Genomic DNA, 23,324 nt, shown 5'->3' with positions numbered 1-23,324 from the left:
GTCATCCCTTCAACACTCCGGAACTGGTTCCGTCCGCACGGGCCGCATCGAATACGGAAGAGGCGAGCGGCTCCCAGGAATACCCGGGAAGCAATCGCTCCCCCTCGACGGAACGGACGCGCGCGGGCCCCGAGGTGACCTTCGACCACGCCTCGGCCGCCGCCCGGTCGAGGACGGGATCCGCCGTGGCGAAGAACGCGGCGAGCGGCACGGACAAGGGGTCCCGCTCCGGAAGGCGGGCAGCCACGTGGGCCAGTCGCAGATCGGCCGCGATCGCCGGTTCGAGCAGGGAGAAGAGGGCCGGGTCGTCCAGTACCTCCTCGGGCATGACACCGCTGCGCCGCATCTCGGCCCGCACGTCGGTGACGGGTGGACCGTGGTCGCCGTGGCCGGGCGGCTCGCCGACCACCAGCAGGCTCTCGGGGCCTTCCCCGCCGTTCTGCCTGAGCCGGTGGGCGACTTCGAGGGCGAGCAGCGCCCCGAAGCAGTGGCCGAAGAAGGCGTAGCGCCGGCCGGTGTCCAGCTCGGCCGCGAGTTCCCCGACGAGGAGGTCCAGCTCTTCCGGGGGAAGTTCGCGCATGCGGTCCTCGCGGCCCCCGAGCCGCACCACTTCGAGCGCCAGCCCGTCGGGCGCCTTTCGGGACCAGGCACGGAAAGGAACCGCGCCGGCGCCGGCCCAGGGGAAACAGACCACGGTGAGAGCAGGTTCTCCGGCCGCTCCGAGGCGCACCAGGTTACGTCCCACGACAGAGTTTTCCTCTCGACCTTGAGTCGGCGTACGGGTTCTCCGGGCGACGACGAACGGTTCTGGGCGCGACCCCGCCCGAATCAGCGTGTGGCTGGTTCGGATTGGACGGCGATCTGTGGCGCAATGCCGGATCATGTTTTCACGCCAAACGGATCACGCGCAAGCCCTTCATGGACCGGCTCGCAGCTTAGGTGAATCCACCAACTCGGCAGCTTCAACCCTCACTTGTGAAGGAAGTCTGGATTCCGTTCGTTGCGGCCGCCGCCGCCTCCGGAAAATTCCTCCTCATCAAATCGGCCACGAACAAACGGGATTCGGCCATTCGACGGCCTTCACCTGGCGGATTTCGGCCGCGGGTCGTCCCTGCGGCCTATATTGGCCGCCCGTCGGCGCAGGACCAGGAGCCAAGCGTGAACGAGCAGCACCTCCCCGGGCAGCCGGCCGGGCACGAGGACGTCGTCCTCCGCATCGTCGCCGACGTGCTGAAGACACCCCACGTCACGATGGCGGACAGCTTCTACGACTTCGGGGGCACCTCTCTCCAGGCCATGCGGATCTGCGCCCGGATCCGCACCGAACTGGGTTCCCGGATCGCCCCGGAGCGCCTGTTCGAGAGCGACACCCTGGCCGAGGCGCTGTCCCCCGACGGGGACTGAGCAACGCCCCGCGCCGTCCGCGGCCCCTCCCACCGGCCTCCAGGAGCCCGTCCATGCACCACTCCGTCCCCGCCGGCCCGTGGCTCATCCACGAAGCGGTCGCCGGACACGCCCGCTCGCGCCCCGACGCCGTCGCGGTCGTCCACCGGGGCGAGTACGTCGACTACGCCACCCTCGACGCCGCCGCGGAGGTCCACGCCCGCTCCCTGCGTGCGGCGGGTGCGGGACCCGGAACCATCGTCCCCGTGCTGCTGCCCCGCTCCACGCGGCTGGTGGCCGTACTGCTCGCCGTGCTCAAGTGCGGTGCCGCGTACGCCGCCCTGGACCCCCGGTGGCCGCCGGAACGGATCCTCCGGATCACGGCCGCGCTGCGGTCGCCGGTCATGGTGGCCGAGCACGGAGCCCCGGGGAACCCGCCCTGCTGGACCGTTCCGGAGGAACCCCAGGAGCAGGCCGCGCGGCGCCTCGGCGCTCCGCCGCCCGCCTCACCTTCCGGGCCGGCCCCCCTGTCCTCCGACGGCTCCCGGGCGGCCACCGTCTTCTTCACCTCCGGCAGTTCCGGCGCTCCCAAGGGCGTCCTCTCCCCACACCGGGCGACCACCCGCCTCTTCCGGGGCGCCGGATGGGCGGACTTCGGGCCCGGCCGGGTGGTCCTGCAAGCCGCCCCGGTCTCCTGGGACGCGTTCAGCCTCGAGCTCTGGGGCCCGCTGACCACGGGCGGCACCTCGGTGATCGCCGACACCGACCACCTGCTCCCCGACACCCTGGCCGAGCTCGTCGGCACGGCCGGGGTGGACACCGCCTGGCTGACCTCCTCACTGTTCAACCTCCTCGTCGACGAGGACGATCCGCGACGGCCCTGCTTCGCCGGCCTGCGCCAGGTCCTGACCGGCGGCGAGCGGCTCTCCCCCGCGCACGTGGCCCGCTTCCTTGCCCGGTATCCGGAGACCGCCCTCGTCAACGGTTACGGGCCGGTGGAGAACTGCGTGTTCGCCACCACCCACCGGGTCACGCCGGCGGACTGCGCCGCACCGGGAGGCATCCCCGTGGGGGTCCCGGTGCCCGGCACCTCGGTGCACATCCTGGACGGGGACCGTGTCCTGCCCCCGGGCCGTACGGGCGAGATCTGCCTGTCCGGCGACGGGCTGGCGCTCGGCTACCTCGGTGACGCCGACGCCACGGGGGCCGCCTTCCCCCTCCTCGCCCTCGACGGGGCCCCGGTGCGCCTGTACCGCACGGGGGACCTCGGTCTCCTGGACGCGCACGGCGTACTGCACTTCCGCGGCCGCACCGACCTCCAGGTCAAGATCTCCGGACACCGCATCGAACCGGGCGAGATCGAGAGCGCCGCCCGCCTGATCCCCGGTGTGCGGGAAGCAGCCGTGGTGGCCGTTCCCGCACCGGACGGCGGACACGAACGGCTCGCCATGTTCTACACGGCGGACGCCGTCGCCGCCCCCTCTCCCCCGTCGGTGCGCCGCGCCCTGGCCGACCACCTGCCCCCGCACCTCGTGCCCCACGGCGTCCACCACCGCGCCGCCCTGCCGACCACCGCGACGGGCAAGCTCGACCGCGGCAGTCTGCTCGCCTCGCTGGCCCCCGTCCCGCCGACCCGGAAGGCGCCCGCCTCGTGACGCCCGCCCCCGATGCGGCCGGCATACCGGCCCCCCACCACCCGATGTCGTTCGAACAGGAGTCGATCTGGCTCAACGACCAGTTCCAGGAAGGTACTTCCCGGTACCTCGAATCGTGGGCCCACCGGCTGCGCGGTGCCCGCGTCGACGCCGACGCCGTCCAGCGGGCACTGACCGGGATCGTCGCCCGGCACGAGGCCCTGCGCAGCCGCCTCGCCCTCGTCGAGGGCGAGCCGCGGCAGACCGTGATGCCTCCCCCGGACCGGGTGGACCTGGACGTCCGGTGGGTGCGGCCGCGGGAGCTGCGGGCGGCCGCGGTGGCGGCGGCGACCCGGCCGGTGGCCCTGGACCGCCCACCCCTGCTGCGGGCGAGCCTGCTCCGGCTCGCCGAGGACGACGCCGTGCTCGTGGTGGCGGTCCACCACGCGGTGATCGACGGCTGGTCCTTCAGCCTGCTGGACGCCGAGTTCAGCACCCGCTACCGGGCCGCCCTCGCCGGCACGGAGCCGCGGATACCGGCCCTTCCCCTCCAGTTCGGGCCGTACGCCCGGGAACGCCGCCGGGCCTACGAGGGCACCCGCGCACAGTCCCTGGCGTACTGGCGGGAGGTGCTGCGCGACGCCCCGGCGGAGTCCGCCCTGCCCACGGACCGGCCGCGGCCCGCGGTGCTCGGCACCGGCGGCGACCGGATCGGGTTCACCCTGGACGCCGGGATCGGGGCCGGTGTCCGCGACCTCGCCCGCAGGACGCGGAGCACACCGTTCTCCGTCCTGGCCGCGGCACTGGCCGCGCTGGTCTCGCGGCTCTCCGGGCAGGACGACGTGGTGATCGGCACCCCCGTCTCCCGCCGCGACGAGGAAGTGCTCGAACCGATGATCGCCTGCCTGGCCGACGTCCTCCCGCTGCGTCTGCGGGCACCGGCCGGGATCTCCTTCGCCGAGCTGGCCGTCCGGGCCAAGGAACAGGTGTGGGGTGCCGTGCGGCACCGCGGCATCCCGCACTCCCACCTGGTCCGCGCCCTGGGGACGGAGCGCACGCCGGGCCGCTTCCCGCTCTTCCAGGTGGTGTTCGGGCTCGACGACGCCCCGGAGCCCGCACTGGACCTGCCCGGGATCACCGCCGAACGGCTGTACCTCCACGCGGGAACGTCCAAGTACGACGTGTTCCTGCGGTTGGTGCCCGAAGGGGGCGGGTTCCGCGGGTTCCTGGAGTTCTCCACCGACCTCTTCGACCGCGCTACCGCCCGGCGCCTGGCGGAGCGGCTGCGGACCCTGCTGGCCGACGCCACGGCCCGGCCCGGCCGGCCGGTCCGGGAGCTGGACGTGCTGCCCGCCGGCGAGCGCCGGCTGCTCCTCGGCACCTGGTCGCGGGGGCCGTCCGCGGACGGCCCGCAGCCGCTCGCCCACGAGGCCTTCGCCGCGCGGGCCCGACGTACGCCCGGCGTGCCGGCGGTGGTCCACGGGGACCGGACCCTCACCTACGCCGAGCTGGACCGGGCGGCGGACGCGGTGGCGGCGTACCTGATGGCGCGGGGCGCGGCCGGGGCCCCGGTCGGCGTATGTCTGCCGCGCGGCCCGGAGCTGGCGGTCGCGGTGCTGGGCGTCCTCAAGGCGGGCAGCGGCTGTGTGCCCCTCGACCCCGCGCTCCCCGCCGACCGGATCGCCCGCATGGCGGGCGGCAGCGGGATCCGGGTCGCGCTGGTCCGGCCGGAGTCATCCCGGCTCCTGCCGCCGGGAGTGGAGACGGTGTCCCCGGACGCCGTCCCGGCAGCGCCCGGAGCCCGTCCGCCCGTCGTGACCCCCGAGGACCTGGCCTATCTGGTCCACACCTCCGGCTCCACCGGCCTGCCCAAGGGGGTGGCCGTACCGCACCGGTCCCTGGCCTGCCTGCTGGCCTGGCAGCGGGCCCGCTCCCTGGCGGGTCCCGGCACCCGGACCCTGCAGTTCGCGTCGCCCGGCTTCGACGTCGCCTTCCAGGAGCTGTTCAGCACGTGGGCCTCCGGCGGCACCCTCGTCGTCGCCGACGAGGAGTCCCGGCGTGACCCGGCCCGTCTCCTCGACCTGCTGGCGTCCGAACGGATCGAGCGGCTGTTCCTGCCGTTCGTCGCCCTCCAGCAGCTCGCCGACTACGCGTGTGCCACCGGTCGTCCGGCCACGACCCTCCGGGAGGTCGTCACCGCGGGGGAACAGCTGCACGCCACCCCGGCGCTCCGGGAGTTCTTCCGTTCACTGGCCCCGCACGCGGTACTGGAGAACCAGTACGGTCCGTCCGAGACCCATGTGGTCACCGCGGAACGCCTGGGCCCCGACCCGGCCGCCTGGCCCGACCTGCCTCCCATCGGCCGTCCCGTGCCCGGGGCGCGGGTGCTGCTGCTGGACGGCCGGCAACGGCTCTGCCCCGCGGGCACGGTCGGGGAGATCTGTGTCGGAGGCCGCGCGGTGGCCTCCGGTTACCCGGGGGACCCGGAGCTGACCGCCCGGAAGTTCGTCCCGGACCCCTTCCGCCCGGCCGGGGTGCTCTACCGCACCGGAGACATGGCCCGGTACCTGCCGGACGGGCGGATCCAGTTCCTCGGCCGCCGGGACGACCAGGTCAAGGTCCGCGGCCACCGGGTGGAGCCCGGGGAGGTGGCCGCCGCGGTCAGGGCCGTGCCGGGAGTGGCCGACGCGGTGGTGGTGGCCCGGACCGACGGCCCTGCGGGCGGTACCCGCCTGATCGCCTACTACCTGCCCGGAGCGGGCGACGTCCCGCAGCCGGACGCGCTGCGCCGTGCGGCGGCGCAGCGGCTCCCGGACCACATGGTGCCCGCCGTGTGCGTCCGGCTGGAACGGTTCCCGCTCACGGCGAGCGGCAAGCTGGACCGGGCCGCACTGCCGCCGCCCGGGGCGGGCGGGGCGGACGATGCGGAGCCGTCCAGGCCGTTCCTGGCTCCCCGGACCCCCACGGAGCGCCGCATCGCCGAGGTGTGGCAGGACCTGCTCGGGGGCGTCCGGGTGGGTGTGCACGACGACTTCTTCGGTCTGGGCGGGCACTCCCTGCTCGCCACCCGCCTGGTACTGAGGCTCCACGAGGAGCTGGGCGTGCGGATCCCGCTCGGTGCGCTGGCCCTGACGCCGACCGTGGCCGGGCTCGCCGAGCTCGCCGACCGCGACACCGGGGGCCCGGTCTTCGACCCGCGTGCCGACACCGAGCTGCCCGCCGACATCGTCGCGGCCGCCGCCACGGTCCGGGTGGCGGCGGATCCGGCGCACGTCCTGGTGACCGGTGCGACCGGCTTCCTCGGCGCCTTCACCGTCCGGGCCCTCCTGGACCGCACCCGGGCCCGGGTGCACTGCCTGGTCCGCGGCCCGGACCGGGCACGCGCCGCCGCCCGGCTGCGTTCCGTCATGGAGGACTACGGGATCTGGGACGAAGCCTGCGCACGGAGGATCCGGGTGGTCCCCGGTGATCTGGCCGCGCCCCGCCTGGGCCTGTCCGGATCCGCGTTCGACGAGCTGGCGCGCACGGTGGACTCCGTGTACCACGTCGGTGCGGCGGTGAACCTCGTGTCCCCCTACCGGCAGCTCAAGGCGGCCACGGTGGACGGCACGGCGCGGATCCTGCGGCTGGCGGCACGGCACCGCAGTGTGCCGGTGCACCACGTGTCCACCGTGGGCGTCTTCGCCGGGCCTTCGGACCTGCCCCTCGGCCCCGAGCACCCGACCGGTCCGCTCGGAGCCCTGGAGCACGGCTACACGCGGAGCAAGTGGGTGGCCGAACGGCTCGTCGACGCCGCTCGGGCCCGCTCGCTGCCGGTGACCGTGCACCGTCCGACCCGGATCAGCGCGCACAGCCGCACGGGCGCCTGCCAGACGCGGGACTACATGTGGCTGCTGCTGAAGGGCTGCGTCCAGGCCGAGGCCGCTCCGGCCGGCGTGGACACGGCGTTCGACCTGGTGCCCGTGGACTACGTCGCCGACTCCGTCGTGGAGCTGTCCCTGCGGCCCGGGGCGGCGGGCCGCACCTTCCATCTGGCCGCCGGACGGCTGCTGCGACTGGACACCGCGGTACAGCGGCTGCGGGCCAGGGGCTACCGACTGGCGGACGTGGAGCCGCAGGAGTGGATGCGCCGGATCGGCGGGGACCCGGACAACGCGGCGTTCCCGCTCCTCGGCACACTGGCCGCGGAACTCACCGGCGGCGGCTCGGAGGGCAGCCTGCGGATCGACGGCTCCGCCGCCGACGCCGCCCTGGCCGGGGCCGGTGTCGTGCTCCCGCAGGACGACACGGCTGCGTTCGCCCTCTGCCTCGACCGCTTCGTCCGTACGCGGTGGCTGCCGGAGCCCCCGGCGGGACCGGGGTCGACCGGGGCCGGCCCGGGCTGCGCGGGCCACGGCCCGGACCTACGCTGATCAGGTGAGACCGGCTGCGCCGGAGTCCGGCGACGCCCGATGCCGCCCGCGGGCGGCCGGCGGAAGGTGGTGCCCGATGTCTGGACGCCGGGCCGCAGCGGCCCGCCGTACGGCCGCCGTGACCGTCGCTCTGTTCGTGTGCGCGGGTGTCGGCGCGGCCACGGCGCGCGCCGACGACAACGGTCTGGCCGACAAGAGCGCCCAGGCCATCGCGGACGCCTCCCGCCGGGCCATGTCCGAGCTCACGGCCATGCGCGTCGTGGCCACGGTGGACGACGCGGCGGGGACCACCGCCCTGGACCTCCGGTTCGACGACGGCGGCACCTGCGTCGGCGCCGTCACGCCACCCGGTGACGCGGGCACGGCCGAGATCATCAAGCGCGGCAAGGACGTGTGGGTCAAGCTCGACGACGACCTCCTGCGGTCCCAGGTGCCGGGCGCCGCGGCCGAGGACGCGATCGCTCTCATCAACGGCCGTTACGTGCACGGCACCACGAGCAGCCTGCTCCTGCGCGAGTTCGCCGAGTTCTGCGACCTCGACCACTTCAAGGAGGAGTTCTCCTCGACCCCGGCGGCCGAGCAGCTGGACAAGGGGGCGCGCACCACCGTCGACGGCCGTCCGGCCATCACGGTCAGCAGCCGGGCGGACGACACGTCGGGCACCTTCGAGGTCTCCACCGAGGACGAGCCGTACCTCCTGCGGCTGCGGGGCACCGAAGCGGACGGTGAGCGGGTGCAGGCCTCCTTCTCCGCCTTCGACGAGCCCGTCGTGGCCACTCCCCCCGCCCCCGCCGACTCGGTCGACCTGTCCCGGCTCCAGTAGTAGCGACGGACACCGCCGGCGTCCCGCGCGAAAGGGAACGAACGACCATGATCACCACTGATTTCGTGCCCGGCTCCCCCTGCTGGATCGACCTCGGTTCACCCGACGTACCGGCCGCCGCGGCCTTCTACGGCGCCGTGCTCGGGTGGGACTACGCGTCCATGGGCGAGGGCGAGGACATGGAAGGCGGCATGTTCCGGAAGGACGGCAAGATCGTCGCCGGACTGGGCAAGCTCACCGAGGAGGGAGCCCGCTCGGCCTGGATGATCTACTTCGGCGTCGCCGATGCCGACGCCTCGACCGAGGCCGTCGAGCGCGCCGGGGGCACGGTGCGGGTGGCGGCGAGGGACCTCGACGAGTGGGGCCGGATGGCACAGTACAGCGACCCGCTGGGAGGCCAGTTCGCCGTGTGGCAGCCGGGCAAGGACACCGGTGTCGAGCTGGTGGACGAACCGGGCTCGCTGTCCTGGACGGAGCTGTGCACGAGCGATGCCGCTGCCGCGAAGGAGTTCTACGGCGGCCTCTTCGGCTGGCAGTTCAGCGACATGGAGCTGCCGGGCGGCGGGGGCACGTACGTCCTCGTCACCCCCGCCGGTCTGCCGCAGGAGCGCATGCACGGCGGCATCATGGAGCTGCCCGGGGAGCACCTCGCCCTGACGGACGGACGGCCGTACTGGCACCCGGTCTTCGCGGTCAGCGACTGCGACGCCACCGTCGCCGAGGTCACCGGGAACGGTGGCCGCGTGCAGATGGGGCCGGAGGACGCCGAGGGCGTCGGCCGGCTGGCCGTCTGCCTCGATCCGGCCGGAGCGGACTTCGTGGTACTGGCCCCGGCCGGGCGCTGAGCCCCGGGATGCCGGGCGTGCCGCTCAGCCGCTGAAGGACCCGTGGCGGCCTGCGCCGCCCGCGAACCGGTCGGCGCCGGCCTGCGTCTCCCCCGTCGTGAGCGGGACCAGCCCGTGCCGGTACTCGGCGTCCAGGGCCTCCCGTTCTCCCAGGCCGTGCTGTTCCCGTACGGAGAGCCGGTCGTGGCGCAGGCACGACTGCGGGAAGCCCGCGATCTCGTGGGCGAGCCGCTCCGCCGCCCGGCGGGCCTGCCCGGGCGGCACGAGGCGGTTGACGAGGCCGATCGCGTACGCCTCGGCGGCGGTCACGGGGCGGCCGGTGAGGATCAGGTCCATCGCGCGGCTCTCGCCGATCAGGCGCGGCAGCCGCACCGTGCCGCCGTCCACCAGCGGCACGCCCCAGCGGCGGCAGAACACGCCGAACGTCGCGTCCTCCTCGGCCACCCTCAGGTCGCACCACAGGGCCAGTTCGAGGCCGCCCGCCACCGCGTGGCCGCTGACCGCGGCGATCACCGGTTTGGTCAGGCGCATCCGGGTGGGACCCATCGGCCCGTCGCCCTCGGCGAGCACCTGATTGCCCCGGCCGGTGCCGATGGCCTTGAGGTCCGCGCCCGCGCAGAACGTACCCCCCTCGCCCCACAGCACGGCCACGGACGCGTCCTCGTCCGCCTCGAACGCCCGGAAGGCGTCCGCGAGTCGGGCCGTCGACCGCGTTGCGGACCCCGGGACGGCTCAGGACCACCGTACGGACCGGGCCGTCGCGTTCGAGCCGGACGGCGGCCGGGTCGGCGGGCGTCGTCCCTGACGGTACGGAGGTCGAGGCCACGGCGGAACTCCCTGGGTCCATGGGGGCGGTCGGATGCGGGGGGCGTGTGCGTGCGTGCGTGCGACCACTCTGCAGGACGTACGGCAGCGGCACGAGAGCACGGCGGTCCGTCCGTAGCGGGACCGCCGGGCAGGCCGGCGGTCGCCACGTGGGCGGACTGCAGCCTGCGGGTCGGGAGAACGGGCCGCCGACCAGGTGGTACTGGAGCAGCATGCCCACCGTCGCGACCGCGCCCCCCGCGGTGACGGTGCACAGGCCTCGCCCGGTGAGGCCCCACCAGCCACAGAGCCCGGCGGCGACGGCCCCGTCACCCCGGCCTTTGCTCCGCGCGGTCCGCGCCACGGGCGGGTGCGGGGCCCCGCCCCGGAGCCGCCGTACCGGGGCGGTGGCGGGAAGGGCGATCGCGGTCAGGACCGGCCCGCCGGGGCCGGCGCCGAGCCACCCGCGTGCAGGGCAGTGCTCTCTCCGCCGGTCCGCCCTCGCTCCGCCTCAGGGCGGGCCCGGGCGGGCCGGTAGGGAGACGTGGGCGCGGTAGTGGGTGCGTGCGCCCAGGGTGGGCAGGGGGTGGACGGGCCAGGTGCGGGCGAAGGCGGGGGGTGGGGCGGAACCGGAGCGCAGGAGGACGACCGGCATCCGGCGGGCCGTCGCGGCGAGCTGCTCCGGGGTGGTGCTCGCGTCGTGCCCGCCGGGCTGCCGGGAGGAGCAGCCCGTCCGGTGGGCGACCCGCACCGCCTCGTCCCCGCTGACCAAGCAGGGCGGGCGGACGCCCTGGGCCCGCAGGGTCGCCGCGATGCGGTTCAGGGCGGCGGTGTCCGCCCGGACCCGGCCGGTGACGGAGTGGAGCACGCGGAACTGGATCGCCAGGTGGGCGGCCAGGGCCACCGCCAGCAGGGCACCGACGGCTCGGCGGCCCCGCCCGCGCAGCGGCAGGCCGGTGAGGAGGTACGCCGTGGGCAGGGCCAGCAGGAGGTACGCCGGCAGCAGGAACCGCGGCGCCGCGTATCCCACGGTGAACAGGTACGGCCCGGCCGTCACCGCGGCGACCCAGACGGCCACGCAGAGCGGCGCGCGGTCGGGGGTGTGCCAGGCCCTGCGCAGGCCGCCGGCCACCAGCAGCGGCAGGGCGAGGAACCACAGCCCCGTGGGCCTGTGCCGCCACGGTTCGGTGCAGGGCCGGCAGAGCGTGCGGCCGCCGAGGGCGCGCAGGTGGTCGTCGACGGCGAAGTACCAGCCGAGGTGACCCTGGATCACGCTGGCCCGGTGCAGCCGCGCGGGCAGTCCGCCGTAGCGCAGCACGGCTTCGACGACCCACTCGGCGCCGCCCGCGGCCGCTCCCGCGAGGAGGACGGCCACCACCAGGAGGCGTCGCCCGCCGGGCAGGAGGAACGCGGCGACGGCGAGGGCGAGCACGAGCCACACGGCGTCCACGGGGCGCATCAGCGCGACGGCGGCGACGGCCACCCCCAGGCCCGCCAGCGCCCTGCGGTCCCCTCCGCCGTCGCCGCGGGTGACGCGCAGGAGGCAGCCGGCGGCTGCGAGGGTCGCGAACGCCACCCAGAGGTTGGGCATCGCCTGGGGGCCGTAGAACAGCGAGACCCACAGGCCGGCGAACAGCAGACCGGCGGCCACCAGGACGCGGCCGGGCAGCAGTCGGCGCCAGACGGCCAGGGCGAGGAACAGTCCGCAGCCGGAGAGCACGGCCAGGTAGACGCGCAGGGCGGCGGTCGAGTCCGTCAGTGCTGCCACCGGGGCCACGAGGAAGGTGATGCCGCGTGCGCGCGGGGCGCTGAAGAAGGCGGCCGGTGCGTGCCCGGCGACCTGGCTGACGTACACCGTCTCGTCCCAGCCCAGGCCGAGGCCGGGCACGACCAGGAGCAGCTGGGCCAGGGTCCAGACGGCGGCCGGTGCGGCCAGTACGGGCAGCGGGCACGCGGTCCCGCCCCGGGGCGCCGGCGCCGGCACCGGCGCCCGCAGTCCGCTCCTGTCCCGCTCGCCGCTCACACACGGTTCCTGCATGCCCAGGCCTCGCTCGTGGATGTCACCGGCGGCACGGAGGGCCCGCCCGACCATCCTTCACGGTGCCTGCCGGGCCGTGGGGCCACCACACGGGCGCGGCAGTCGGCGCAAGCGGCCGGCGCCGGGGGGGTGAGGCCCCCACACCCTCACCCCCGCGCCCGCCCGCCCCCGTCCGCTGCGACCGCGACAGTCGCGCGGTCACCGGGAGACGTACGGTGCGTCCGCGTAGGCGCCGGACAGCAGGTGGCCGGCTCCGGGGGCGACCGCGGGGAGGTCGAGGGCGCGCAGCATCTGGTGGGCGGTGCAGACCGCCGCGGAGACGACGGGCTTGCCCAGCAGCTGTTCGGCCTCCTCCACGGCGCCCAGCGAGGGCATCTGCACGCAGGCCGAGAGGACGACGGCGTCCGCGTCGCTGTGGTCCAGGGCGCGGGCGAGGCCGGGGAGGCGGGCCGGGTCGTGTGCGGCGACGTCGAGGTTGTCGGGGATCTCCAGGGCGGTGTAGTCGATGACCTCGATGCCTTCGTGGGTGAGGTAGTCCACGACGGTCCGGGTGAGCGGGCGCATGTAGGGGGCGATGAGGACGATCTTCTTCGCGCCGAGCGTGCCGAGGCCGTGCACCAGGGCGCCGGCGCTCGTGACGACGGGGGCGGGGGCGCCGTTCTCCACCGTACGGGTGTGCAGGCGTTCCTCGGAGGCGCGGTGGTAGCCGAGGCCCATGCTCATGATGGCGACCAGGCAGGCGTAGCCGAGTACGTCCACGCGGGCGTCGGAGAGCTCGACGGCGCAGCGGTCGGAGTCGGCGTCCATGGCCTTGAGCTGTTCCGGGGTCACGTGGGTCATGCGCATGCGGCTGGAGTGGAAGGTGAAGCGTTCCGGCGCGATGGTCTCGCGGGCCCGGAGGATGGCCGGTACCTCGGTCTCCATGGTGACGTTGGAGCTGGGCACGATCTGGCCGATGCGGTAGGTGCGGTGCGGCACGAGGGGTCCTCTGGTCGGGGGGCGGGTGGTCAGCGGGCGTCGACCACGGGGTTGGTCAGGGTGCCGATGCCTTCGACGGTGGCTTCGACCGTGTCGCCGGGGTGGAGGAACTCCGGGGGGACCATGCCGGCACCGACTCCGGAGGGTGATCCCGTGGCGATGACGTCGCCGGGTTCGAGGGTGACGCCGGAGGAGATGTCGGCGATGAGGCGGGCGATGGGGAAGAGCATGTGCCGGGTGTTCGACTTCTGCTTGGTCACGCCGTTGACGCGCAGGGAGAGGTCGAGGTCCATCGGGTCGGGCACGTCGTCCGCGGTGACGACGGCGGGGCCGAAGGGGGCGTAGGAGTCCTGGCCCTTGGAGAAGAACCACTGGCCGGAGCGGCGCTGGTCGCGTGCGCTGATGTCGTTGACGATGCTGTAGCCGAAGACGTGGTCGTACGCCTCCTCCTCGCTCACGCGGAAGGCGGTGCGGCCGATGACGACGGCCAGTTCGCACTCCCAGTCGAGCTGGGTGGTCAGGTCGGCGTTGTGGAGGATGGGCTGCCCGGGGCCGGTGACGGCGGTGGCCGGCTTGCTGAAGAGGACGGGCCGCGGGGGGAGGTCCTTGTCGGTGTCGAGGCTGCGGCTGGACTCGGCGACGTGCTCCACGTAGTTCAGCCCGACGCCGATGATCTTTCCGGGGCGCAGGGGGGCCCGCAGCGACACCTCGGCGATCCGGTGGACGGCGCCGGCCGGCCATCCGGAGGGGCCGGCGGCCAGCAGGCGCGCGGCGGTGTCCCGGGCCGGGGCGCCCGCCCGGACGAACGACAGCAGGTCGAGAGGGAGTTCGACGCCGGCGTGTGCGGCCAGCGCGGCAAGGTCCACGACGTGGTCGGGGTCGGTCCGGGCGCCGAGGACGTGCGGTCCGTCGTCGAGGGTGTAGGTGACCAGGCGCATCGGTCCTCCAAGGGAGTGGGTGGGGAAGCGTCCGGGGTCGGGGAGGCTTCCGGTGGATCGTGGTACCGCTCGCGGTGCGGTGCGGTGCGGCGCCGTACCGCTGCCGGTGTCAGGGCCGGCGGCGTGCGGTACGGCGCCGCGGTTCAGGCGGTGGGCTGCTGCCCGCCGTTGTCGGGGTAGGCCTCTTCGCGGTGGAAGCCGAGGGAGTTCATCACCGGGAAGTCGTTGAAGGAGAACAGGCAGGCGTCCTCGCCCTGGTCGAGGTTGTGGTGCTCGTGCCAGGCCCAGGACGGCACGCAGAAGATGTCGCCCTTCTTCCATGCGAAGCGCTGTCCCGCGACGACCGAGTAGCCGTGCCCCTTGGCCGCCGTGTAGACGACGGATCCGGTGTGGCGGTGGGCGAGCGTGGACTGGCCCGGCCGCAGCAGCTGCATGTGGGCGCCCATCGTGGGCATGACCGGGCCGCCGGTGAGCGGGTTGGTGTACTCGGCGATCACACCGTCGTACGGGGATCCCCCGGTCGCCTCGGCGAGGCCCAGCAGGGCCTCGTAGGTCTGCTCCCAGGGGAAGGCGAGCAGCGGGGAGTAGGGGCGGGTCCACCGCTGCGACCCGTAGGGCAGCAGGTTCGCGCTGTAGGTGAGGACGGAGGAGTTGACGACCTTCCCCTGGACCTGGTGGAGGTCGGGGTGCACCTCGTAGAAGCCGGCGTCCAGGGCGTTGACGAGCGGGATGTCGAGCCCGTCCTGCCAGATGACGGGGGCGTCGTCGGATTCGTTGCCGTGCTCGTGCCAGGTCCCGTTGGGGGTGATGGCGAAGTCGCCGGGTCCCACCTGCAGCTTCTGTCCGTCGACGACGGTCCAGGCTCCGGTGCCCTCGTGGACGAACCTGAGCGCGGCCGCCTGGTGGCGGTGGGCGGTCATGGCCTCGCCGGGTCCCATGATCTGCAGGCCGGTGTAGAGGAGTCCGGCGGCGGCGCTGACGTCCCTGCGTCCGGGGTTGACGAGCATGACCACGCGGCGGCCCGCGTCGTCGGCCGCGACGAGGTCGAGCGCCTTGTGGACCAGGGGCCGCAGTTCGTCGTAGCGCCACAGGACGGGCACGGACCGGGGCTGCGGGTACCAGGGTTCGATGTCGTTGGCGACGGTCCACAGGGCGCCGGCCTCGTGTTCGGCCAGCTCCTCGTAGTAGGCGGTGAGTTCGGGGGTGTCGCTGACCCTGGCGCGGCCCAGCATGCTGTCGTCCTGTCGGGTGGTCATGCTTCCTCCTTCGTGCCGCCGGTGCTGTCGGCGGTGAGGGGTGGTGCGGTGAAGGGCGCGGGGGCGGGTGGCGTCGCGTGTGCCGGATCGGTCGCGAAGGTCACCGGGGTGCGGGGGCGGTTGTCGACGTGGAGCTGGAAGACGTCGAAGCGGTTGTAGTGGCCGACGATGTCGTGCATCTGCTTGGGCTGGATGCACCGGCCCAGGTCGATCTCGGCGTAGACGATGCCCTCGTCGTCGATCAGCGGTTCGGTGACGGGCCGCCCGTCGGGGCCGAAGATCCCGGACAGTGCGCTGCGGGGCCGGGTGAACTGCGCGCGCAGTTCCTCGTCCTCGCCGGCGAGGGCGTCGACGATCTCCGGGGAGACCGTCGAGCAGGACACGACGGAGAACACCTTGCCCTCGAAGCTGTGTGCGGCGGTGCGTACGGCGATGGCGTCCGCCATGTCGTAGTCCGCGGGGGCCACGGGCAGGGAGATGTAGCAGGAGGCGTGGACGAGTTCGCCCTGGGCCAGGAGGGCGAAGCGGGCCAGGGTGTTCGTGTTCTCCCCGCAGGCGAGGGCTCCCAGCGGGCCGACGGGCGTGGAGTGGACCTTCAGGGAGCTGCCGTCGCCCCCGGTCCAGGTGAGCTTCTCCGCCCAGGTCGGTACGAGTTTGCGGTGGACGCCGAGCAGTTCCCCGTCCGGGCCGATGGTCAGCAGCGTGTTGTGGAGGACGCCGAGGCTGTGCGGTCCCCGTTCGTTGACGCCGATGACGAGGACGACGCCGTACTGGCGGGCCGCCGCGCGCAGGGCGTCCACGTGCGGGCCGGGGAGGTCGACGGACGCGCGGTAGAGGCGTTCGAACCAGGGCGAGCCCTGGACGGGGTTCATCGTCCAGTTCCAGTAGGGGTATCCGGCGACGAACACCTCGGGGAAGACGACGAGCGAGGCGCCGTTCGCGGCGGCCTCCGCGAGGAGGGCGACCGCCTTGTCGACGGTGGCTCCGGGGTCGAGGTAGACGGGGGCGGCCTGGACGGCCGCCGCGGTGAAGCGGGGCAGGTTCTCCATCGGGTCCCTCCGGATCAGTGGGCCGCGGTGCAGGCGGCGGCGTGGACGAGGGGCAGCCAGCGCTGGTGCACGGGGGCGGCGGGCTCCCGGAGCAGCTGGAGCCGCGGCGGGACGCGGTCGGTGCGCGCGGCCGGGGGCCGGCCGCTGCCGGCCTTCCAGGACGCCGGCCAGGGGGCCGCCGGGCCCGTGTACCCCTGGGCGGCGGCTGCGTGCAGGGTCCACAGCGGGTCGTGGAGCTGGGCCCGGCCCACAGCGCACAGGTCCGCCCGGCCGGCGAGGACGATCGAGTTCACGTCGTCGTACGTGGAGATCGCACCGACCGCGATGGTGGGGACACCGGTCGCGTTGCGGATGAGGTCGGCGTACGGGGTCTGGTAGCTGCGGCCGTAGCGGGGGCGTTCGTGGGCGACGACCTCACCGGTGGACACGTCGATCGCGTCGGCCCCGGCAGCGCCGAGGGCGCGGGCGATCTCGACGGCCTCGGCCTCGGTGGTGCCGCCCTCGGCCCAGTCGGCGGCGGAGATCCGGACGACGAGCGCCTTGCCGGCCGGCCAGACCTCGCGGACCGCGCGGAGCACTTCCAGGGGGAAGCGCAGCCGTCCGTGCAGGGTGCCGCCGTAGGCGTCCGTGCGGAGGTTGGTCAGCGGTGAGAGGAATCCGGACATCAGGTGACCGTGCCCGTACTGGAGTTCGAGCACGTCGAAGCCGGCCCGGTGGGCACGTCCGGCCGCGGTGACGAAGTCCCGGGTGACGGCGTCCATGTCCGCCCGGGTGGCCTCGCGCGGCACCGCACCGTCGTCGTCCCAGGCCAGGGCGGACGCCGCGACCGGGGCCGGGCTCTCCGCGCCGACCGGGCCGGGGCTGCCGTCCGGGCGGGGGCCGCCGGCCGCGGCCCGGCGGCCGGCGTGGGTGAGCTGGATGCCGAGGCAGGTGTCCGACTGCTGGTGGACGAAGTCGGCGACACCCTTCCAGGCGGCCTCCTGTTCGTCGGTGTACAGGCCGGGACAGCCGGTCGTGGCGCGGCTCTCGGGGCTGACGGCCGTCATTCCGGCGAAGACCAGGCCGGCGCCGCCGATGGCCTGGGTGGCCAGGTGGACGAGGTCGAAGTCGCCGGGTACGCCGTCGCGGGCGGTGTAGAGCGCGACGGGTGGGACGACAACCCGGTTGCGCAGGTGCAGGCCGCCGAGACGGAACGGGCGGAACATGGGCGGCGTACCCGTCCGGCCGGCTGCGGGCAGCTCCCGGGCGGTGTCCGTGGCGTGCCAGGAGTCGACGGCGTCGGTGAACTCCTGGTCGCGCACCCGGAGGTTGTCGTAGGTGACGCGCCGGCTGCGCGTGAGGAGGTTGAAGGCGAACTGGTGCGGGTTCTGGCCCGTGTAGCGTCCGGCGTTCTCGAACCATTCGAGGCTCGCCTGGGCGGCGCGCTGGGTGGACTCGACGACCGGCTTGCGTTCGGCCTCGTAGGCGGCGAGTGCCGCGGGGACGTCCTCGTGCTCGTGGAGGCAGGCGGCCAGCGCGAGCGAGTCCTCCATGGCGAGCTTGGTGCCGGAGCCGATGGAGAAGTGCGCGGTGTGGGCGGCGTCCCCGAGCAGGACGACGTTGCCGTGCCGCCAGGTCCTGTTGCGGACGGTGGTGAAGCGGATCCACTTGGAGTTGTTGGGCAGCAGGCGGTGGCCGTCGAGGTGGTCGGCGAGTATCTCCTCGCAGAGCCGGATGCTGTCCTCGTCGCTGGTGCCCGGCGGGTGGTCGCGGGCCGCGAACCGGTCGAAGCCCGCGCGCCGCCAGGCCTGTTCGCCGATCTCGACGATGAAGGTGGAGCGGGTGTCGTCGAAGGGGTACGCGTGGACCTGGAGGGTCCCGAAGTCCCCCTCGGCGACGATGAAGGTGAAGGCTTCGAAGACCTTGTCCGTGCCGAGCCACATGTAGCGGCAGTTCCGCTCGTCGAGGTCGGGCCCGAAGGTGCCGGCGTAGGCGGCACGGGTGGCCGAGCGGACCCCGTCCCCGGCGACGACCAGGTCGTACCGGGCGGAGAGCTCTTCGACCGGCGGGGCCTGCGTGCGGTAGCGGACGTCCACCTCCAGGGCGGCGCAGCGCTGTTGGAGGATCTGGAGCAGCCGCTTGCGGCCCAGGGCGGCGAAGCCGTGGCCGCCCGACGTGAGCACGCTGCCCCGGTAGCGGACGTCGATGTCGCTCCAGCGGGCGAAGTCCGCGGACATGGCGTCGAAGATGCGGGCGTCGGCCTGGGCGATGCCGTCGAGCGTCTCGTCGGAGAACACCACGCCGAACCCGAAGGTGTCATCGGGAGCGTTGCGCTCCCAGACGGTGATCTCCCAACTCGGGGACAGCTGCTTGGCCAGGGCCGCGAAGTACAGCCCGCCGGGCCCTCCTCCGATAACTGCTACGCGCACGGCGCTCCTCCTCGTGGTTCCGAGCTCAAAATATGCTGGAAATCTGACGCTCGTCAAGATGACGTTATATCGGCGGGGCGTCGCCCTGGTCACGCGAAGAGTTCCGGGGCCTGGGGCCCCGCCCCGGTGAGCACGTCGCGCACCTCGTCGGGCCAGGCCGCGGAACCCGCGGCGCGGGCGGCGGAGTGGGCGATGACCATGCGCCCGGTGGCCGCCACCTCCCGGTCCGCGCCGCGGACCGTGAAGGCGTAGTGGAGCGAGCTGGTTCCGACCCGGGTGACCTGCAGTTCGGTACGGACGGTCTCGCCGAACCACAGGCGGGCCCGGTAGTCCGCCTCGAAGTGGACCCGGGGCGTGCTGCCGAAGAGATGGGCGAGCCCCAGCCGTCGCAGCAGGGCCGCCTCGGCGGCCTCGACCCAGCGCACGACCGTCGAGTGGTGGTAATGGCCGGCCGCGTCGGTGTCCTGCCACTCCACGCGCCGCTCGATGACGATGCCGGGCGGATTCGGTACGAGCGCTTCGGGACAGCCGGCGGCGCAGCTGCCGGCGCCGGGGTCCTTCCGCGGGTGGGAAGCGGTCATGGCGGTGCCTTTCATCGGGCCGGGGGGATCCGGCCGGTACGGGGGTACGGGCGTGCCCCGGCGGGCACGTGAGGTGGCCCGTACGGGGGGTACGGGGGTGCCTCGGGGCACGGGGAGCCCCGTCGGTACGGGAGGCCGACCGCTAGCGGGGGTCGGCGCGATGGGCCCGCTTGCGCAGTTCGCCGCGCTGGAGCTTGCCGTTGCTGGTGCGCGGCAGTTCGGTGACGAACTCGACGGCGCGGGGGTACTTGTAGGGCGCGATGGTCCGCTTGACGTGGTCCTGGAGCTCCTTGACGGTCGCCCCGTCCGCGGGGATGCCGGGACGCAGGACCACGTACGCCTTCACGAGCATGCCGCGCCGGGCGTCGGGGGCCCCGACGACGCCGCACTCCTCGACGTGGGGGTGCACCGCGAGGGCCTTCTCGACCTCGGGGCCGGCGATGTTGTAGCCGGAGGAGACGATCATGTCGTCGCTGCGGGCGACGTACCAGAAGTACCCCTCCCGGTCCCGCACATAGGTGTCACCGGTGACGTTCCAGCCGTTGCGCACGTACGCGGTCTGGCGCGGGTCCTCCATGTACCGGCACCCGGTGGGGCCGGTGACGGCGAGCAGGCCGGGCGTGCCGTCCGGGACGGGCGCGCCGTCCTCGTCCACGATCCGGGCGCGGTAGCCGGGGACGGGCCTGCCGGTGGAGCCGGGCCGGATGTCCTCGTCGGCGGCGGAGATGAAGACGTGGAGCATCTCGGTGGCGCCGATGCCGTCGATGATGCGGTGACCGGTGGCCGCGTGGAACTCCTCCCACACCTGGGCGGGGAGCGCCTCCCCGGCCGATACGCAGCGCCGCAGGTCCGCGAGCCGGTCCGTGACACCGGCCGCCATGATCGCCCGGTAGGCGGTGGGGGCGGTGAAGAGCACGGTCACCCCGTACTCCGCGACGAGGTCGGCGAGTTGCTCGGGTCCGGCCTGCTCGATCAGCAGGGTGGCGGCGCCCACGTGCAGCGGGAAGACCACGAGTCCGCCGAGCCCGAAGGTGAAGGCCAGCGGCGGCGTTCCCGTGAACACGTCGTCCGGACGGGGCTTCAGCACGTGCCGGGAGAAGGTGTCCGCGTTCGCGAGGACGTCCCGGTGGAAGTGCAGGGTGGCCTTGGGGCGGCCCGTCGTCCCCGAGGTGAAGGCGATCAGGGCCACGTCGTCCGCCGCGGTGTCGACCGCGGTGAACCGGCCCTGCTTGGCGGCGCACCGCCGGGTCAGGTCGTCCTCGTCCGGCCCTCCGTAGGCGAGGACGTCGAGTCCCGGGGTGTCGGCCTCGGCGAGTTCCGCGAGGAAGCGGTGGTCGCACACGGCGACGGACGGCCGGCTGATGCCGTGCAGTTCGGAGAGTTCCGCGGCCCGCAGCAGCGGCATGGTGGTGACGGCGACGCAGCCCGCCTTGAGGACACCGAACCAGGCGGCGACGAGCCAGGGGTTGTTCGGGCCCCGCAGCAGCACGCGGTTGCCGGGCCGGAGCCCGAAGTCCTCGGTCAGCACCTGGGCCACCTGGTCGGCGCGCTGCCGGAGCCGGCCGTACGTCCACCGCTCGGTGGGGGTCAGCAGGCAGGGGCGGTCCGGTCCCCAGCGGTCGACCGCGTCGTCGAGCAGCCACTGGGCGCAGTTGAGGCGGTCCGGGTAGTTCAACTCCGGCAGGTCGAAGTGGAGTTCGGGCCAGAGGGAGGCGGGGGGAAGCCGGTCGCGGCAGAAGGAGTCCGCATGCGCGGACGGGGAGAGCTCCATGGGGCGGCACCTCGGTCTTGGGGCAGCAGGGAGAATGAAGCAAGTATGTCGCCGGAATGGCGACCGTCAATATTTCGGGACATTCGAATTTCGCCGACGCTCCACCGGCCCCGACCCACCCGCCCGCATCCCGCCGACAGGGCGCCTCCCGCTTGTTGTTACACGTGTAACATGCTAAGCATGTCCCAGCACGGCACGCAAGGAATGCGGACATACGTCCTATACGACCGGATGTGCCGGGGCGCTCAGCGGCTGGCGCCGTCCTCGCGGGGCGGAGCACCGACGGCCTGTTCGGTCCAGATGGTCTTTCCCTGGCCGGTGAACCGGCAGCCCCACCGGTCCGCGAGCTGGGCGACCAGGAAGAGGCCGCGCCCGCCTTCGTCCGTGTCCCTGGCCCGCCGCAGGCGCGGCTGGGTGCTGCTGGGGTCGGACACCTCGCACACGAGCACCTCGTCCAGCATCAGCCGCAGCCCCACGGGCCCCCCGGCGTAGCGGATGGCGTTGGTGACCAGTTCGCTGACGACGAGCTCCGTGACGAAGGCGAGGTCGTCCAGCTGCCAGTCGGACAGCTGTCCGGCGACGCCCTCCCGGGCCCGCGCGACCTGCGACAGTTCGGCCTCGAACTCCCATGTCGCGACGCGGCCGGGCGGATGCCGGCGCACCTGGGCGAGGAGCAGGGCGACGTCGTCGCCGGGCACCTCCGGCACCAGCGAGCCGAGGACGTGCCGGCAGGTCTCGTCCAGCGTCAGGCCGGCCGTGGCCGCGGACACCGCGAGGCAGTCCCGCAGCGCGGCAGTCCCCTCCTCCACGTCGCGGACCCGGTTCTCGACCAGGCCGTCGGTGAAGAAGGCCAGCGTGCTCCCCGGGGACACGTCGAGCTCCGCCACCTCGAACGGCATGCCGCCGACGCCCAGCGGCGGTCCCGGCGCCATCTCGACGGTGAAGGATTCGCCGCGGGCGCAGCGGACGACCGGCGGAGGATGGCCGGCGCTGGCGGCGGTGAGCCGTCCCGCCACCGGGTCGTAGACGGCGTAGAGGCACGTCGCCCCCAGGACGGCCAGTTCGGAGCGGCCGGCTCCCGCCGCCCGCTCCGCCGAGAAGCCGAGCACCAGGTCGTCGAGGTGCGTGAGGAGTTCTCCGGGGTCCAGGTCGAGATCGGCCAGGGTCTGGACGGCGGTGCGCAGCCGGGCCATGGCCGCGGTGGCGTCGAGGCCGTGGCCGACGACGTCGCCCACCACGAAGGCCACCCGCAGGGAGGGCAGGGGGATCACGTCGTACCAGTCCCCGCCCACCCCCACTCCGCCGCCGGCCGGCTGGTAGACGCCCGCCGTTTCGGCGGCGCCCAGGTCCAGCGCCGAGTGCGGCAGCAGACTGCGCTGGAGGGCCAGCACGGAGCGGTGCTCCCTGGTGTAGCGCCGGGCGTTGTCCACGCCGAGCGCGGTGCGGGTGACGACGTCCTCCAGGAGGGCCGCGTCCCCGTCGCCGAAGGCCGGGAGCCGGTCGGAGCGCCAGACGGTGACGCAGCCGAGGATGAGGCCGCGGGCGTAGAGGGGGACCGCCACCGAGGAGCGCGCACCGGGCGGGACGAACGCCTGGAGGGCCTCGGGGTCCACGGGCAGCGTCGTGCGGAGCGTGCTGATGTCGGGCACGACCACCGGGCGGCCCTCCATGAGAGGCCGCATCAGGGCGTTGTCGCGGACGGGTGGCACCGCTTCCCCGACGGCCAGGAGCTTCTCCGCCGGGATGTCCGCGCTGCGGGCGGCCGCGATCCGGCGCAGGCGTACGTCGCCGCTCGCGGCGAACTCGGGCGGCTCGTCGCCCACGAGCACCTGCTCGGCCAGGTCCACCGTGGCGAGATCCGCGAAGAGGGGCACGAGGAGGTCCACGAGCGTCTGTGCGGTGTCGACGACGTCCAGGGAGGCGCCGATCGTCGCCGCGGCGGCGTGGGAGAGTTCCCGCCGCCTCCGTTCCGCCTCGCGGTCCGGCGCGTCGGTCGCGCCCCCGGCCGGGAGCGTGCCCCCGGCCGGGGTGACGAGCGCGAGCCACTGGCCTGCGGCCTGGCGCGACACCATCGGCACCAGGACGCATTCCAGGGCCCGAGCGGGATCCGGACCGCACCCGGCAGGGATCGCGAGACGGCGGCGCTCCCCGTACCCTGTGCCCGGAAGTGCTTCCGCGAGCGCCGTGCACACCTCCCCCGGCGCACACGAGATCAACGCTGAGGCCGTCGGCGTGCAGGAGACGACCACCCCTTGATGATCAAGAATGACCGCTGCCGTGTCGCCGACGGGTGCGGGGGCCGGGGCCGCTGCCGGACTCTGCCCGCCACTGTCTGATTCGCGCATGTCGCCTCGCTCATCAATTCCGGCAAGCCTCCATTATCGTCTCCCGCCTGTTCGGGGGC

15 protein-coding genes and 1 pseudogene are annotated in these 23,324 nt (G+C 73.9%); 5 read left to right on the top strand and 11 right to left on the bottom strand.

Annotated features, from left to right (window positions below; all coding sequences use genetic code 11):
• Nucleotide 1 precedes the first annotated feature (1 nt).
• Nucleotides 2-745 (bottom strand): thioesterase II family protein, encoded by a 744-nt coding sequence (locus ACFWUZ_RS01890; RefSeq protein WP_384365420.1) that lies wholly within the window; start codon nt 743-745, stop codon nt 2-4.
• Nucleotides 746-1,158: 413 nt separating this feature from the next.
• Here ACFWUZ_RS01890 and ACFWUZ_RS01885 point away from each other — a divergent pair, with 413 nt between their 5' ends.
• The 5 genes from ACFWUZ_RS01885 (at nt 1,159) to ACFWUZ_RS01865 (ending at nt 9,097) form a co-directional block, all read left to right on the top strand.
• Nucleotides 1,159-1,404, top strand: a complete 246-nt coding sequence (locus ACFWUZ_RS01885) for an acyl carrier protein (protein WP_384365417.1) — start codon at nt 1,159-1,161, stop codon at nt 1,402-1,404.
• Between the two features lie 53 nt (nt 1,405-1,457).
• Nucleotides 1,458-3,038, top strand: coding sequence for an amino acid adenylation domain-containing protein (locus ACFWUZ_RS01880; protein WP_384365414.1), 1,581 nt, complete (start codon nt 1,458-1,460; stop codon nt 3,036-3,038).
• Nucleotides 3,035-7,429: an amino acid adenylation domain-containing protein gene (locus ACFWUZ_RS01875; protein ID WP_384365411.1), complete on the top strand. Its 4,395-nt coding sequence runs from the start codon at nt 3,035-3,037 to the stop codon at nt 7,427-7,429. Before ACFWUZ_RS01880 ends, ACFWUZ_RS01875 begins: the two co-directional genes overlap by 4 nt.
• Nucleotides 7,430-7,505: 76 nt before the next feature.
• Nucleotides 7,506-8,252 (top strand): hypothetical protein, encoded by a 747-nt coding sequence (locus ACFWUZ_RS01870; protein ID WP_384365408.1) that lies wholly within the window; start codon nt 7,506-7,508, stop codon nt 8,250-8,252.
• A gap of 47 nt (nt 8,253-8,299) precedes the next feature.
• Entirely contained in the window at nt 8,300-9,097 is a 798-nt protein-coding gene (locus ACFWUZ_RS01865; RefSeq protein WP_384365405.1) for a VOC family protein, read from the top strand.
• Between the two features lie 24 nt (nt 9,098-9,121).
• Here ACFWUZ_RS01865 and ACFWUZ_RS01860 read toward each other — a convergent pair.
• From ACFWUZ_RS01860 to ACFWUZ_RS01815, 10 genes and pseudogenes are all read right to left on the bottom strand, one after another.
• Nucleotides 9,122-9,944: pseudogene (locus ACFWUZ_RS01860) on the bottom strand (crotonase/enoyl-CoA hydratase family protein).
• A gap of 468 nt (nt 9,945-10,412) precedes the next feature.
• On the bottom strand, nt 10,413-11,939 hold the full coding sequence (locus tag ACFWUZ_RS01855; RefSeq protein ID WP_384365403.1) for a hypothetical protein: 1,527 nt from the start codon (nt 11,937-11,939) through the stop codon (nt 10,413-10,415).
• Nucleotides 11,940-12,137: 198 nt separating this feature from the next.
• Nucleotides 12,138-12,863, bottom strand: a complete 726-nt coding sequence (locus ACFWUZ_RS01850; protein WP_384366280.1) for an Asp/Glu racemase — start codon at nt 12,861-12,863, stop codon at nt 12,138-12,140.
• Between the two features lie 83 nt (nt 12,864-12,946).
• A complete protein-coding gene (locus ACFWUZ_RS01845) occupies nt 12,947-13,855 on the bottom strand; it encodes a fumarylacetoacetate hydrolase family protein (RefSeq protein WP_384365401.1) in 909 nt (302 codons plus the stop codon).
• Nucleotides 13,856-13,998: 143 nt separating this feature from the next.
• Nucleotides 13,999-15,111, bottom strand: coding sequence for a cupin domain-containing protein (locus ACFWUZ_RS01840; protein ID WP_384365398.1), 1,113 nt, complete (start codon nt 15,109-15,111; stop codon nt 13,999-14,001).
• Nucleotides 15,108-16,160 (bottom strand): carbon-nitrogen hydrolase family protein, encoded by a 1,053-nt coding sequence (locus ACFWUZ_RS01835; RefSeq protein WP_384365394.1) that lies wholly within the window; start codon nt 16,158-16,160, stop codon nt 15,108-15,110. The genes ACFWUZ_RS01840 and ACFWUZ_RS01835 overlap by 4 nt, the downstream gene beginning before the upstream one ends.
• A 14-nt stretch (nt 16,161-16,174) precedes the next feature.
• On the bottom strand, nt 16,175-18,568 hold the full coding sequence (locus ACFWUZ_RS01830) for a bifunctional salicylyl-CoA 5-hydroxylase/oxidoreductase (protein WP_384365391.1): 2,394 nt from the start codon (nt 18,566-18,568) through the stop codon (nt 16,175-16,177).
• A gap of 89 nt (nt 18,569-18,657) precedes the next feature.
• Nucleotides 18,658-19,149, bottom strand: a complete 492-nt coding sequence (locus ACFWUZ_RS01825) for an acyl-CoA thioesterase (protein WP_384365388.1) — start codon at nt 19,147-19,149, stop codon at nt 18,658-18,660.
• Between the two features lie 142 nt (nt 19,150-19,291).
• Nucleotides 19,292-20,920: an AMP-binding protein gene (locus ACFWUZ_RS01820; protein ID WP_384365385.1), complete on the bottom strand. Its 1,629-nt coding sequence runs from the start codon at nt 20,918-20,920 to the stop codon at nt 19,292-19,294.
• 245 nt (nt 20,921-21,165) lie between these two features.
• Nucleotides 21,166-22,992, bottom strand: a complete 1,827-nt coding sequence (locus tag ACFWUZ_RS01815) for a SpoIIE family protein phosphatase (protein WP_384365382.1) — start codon at nt 22,990-22,992, stop codon at nt 21,166-21,168.
• Nucleotides 22,993-23,324 lie beyond the last annotated feature (332 nt).

It is taken from the genome of Streptomyces sp. NPDC058646 (genome assembly GCF_042716875.1).
Classification (GTDB): Bacteria; Actinomycetota; Actinomycetes; order Streptomycetales; family Streptomycetaceae; genus Streptomyces.
This window is presented reverse-complemented; position numbering and strand designations above follow the sequence as displayed.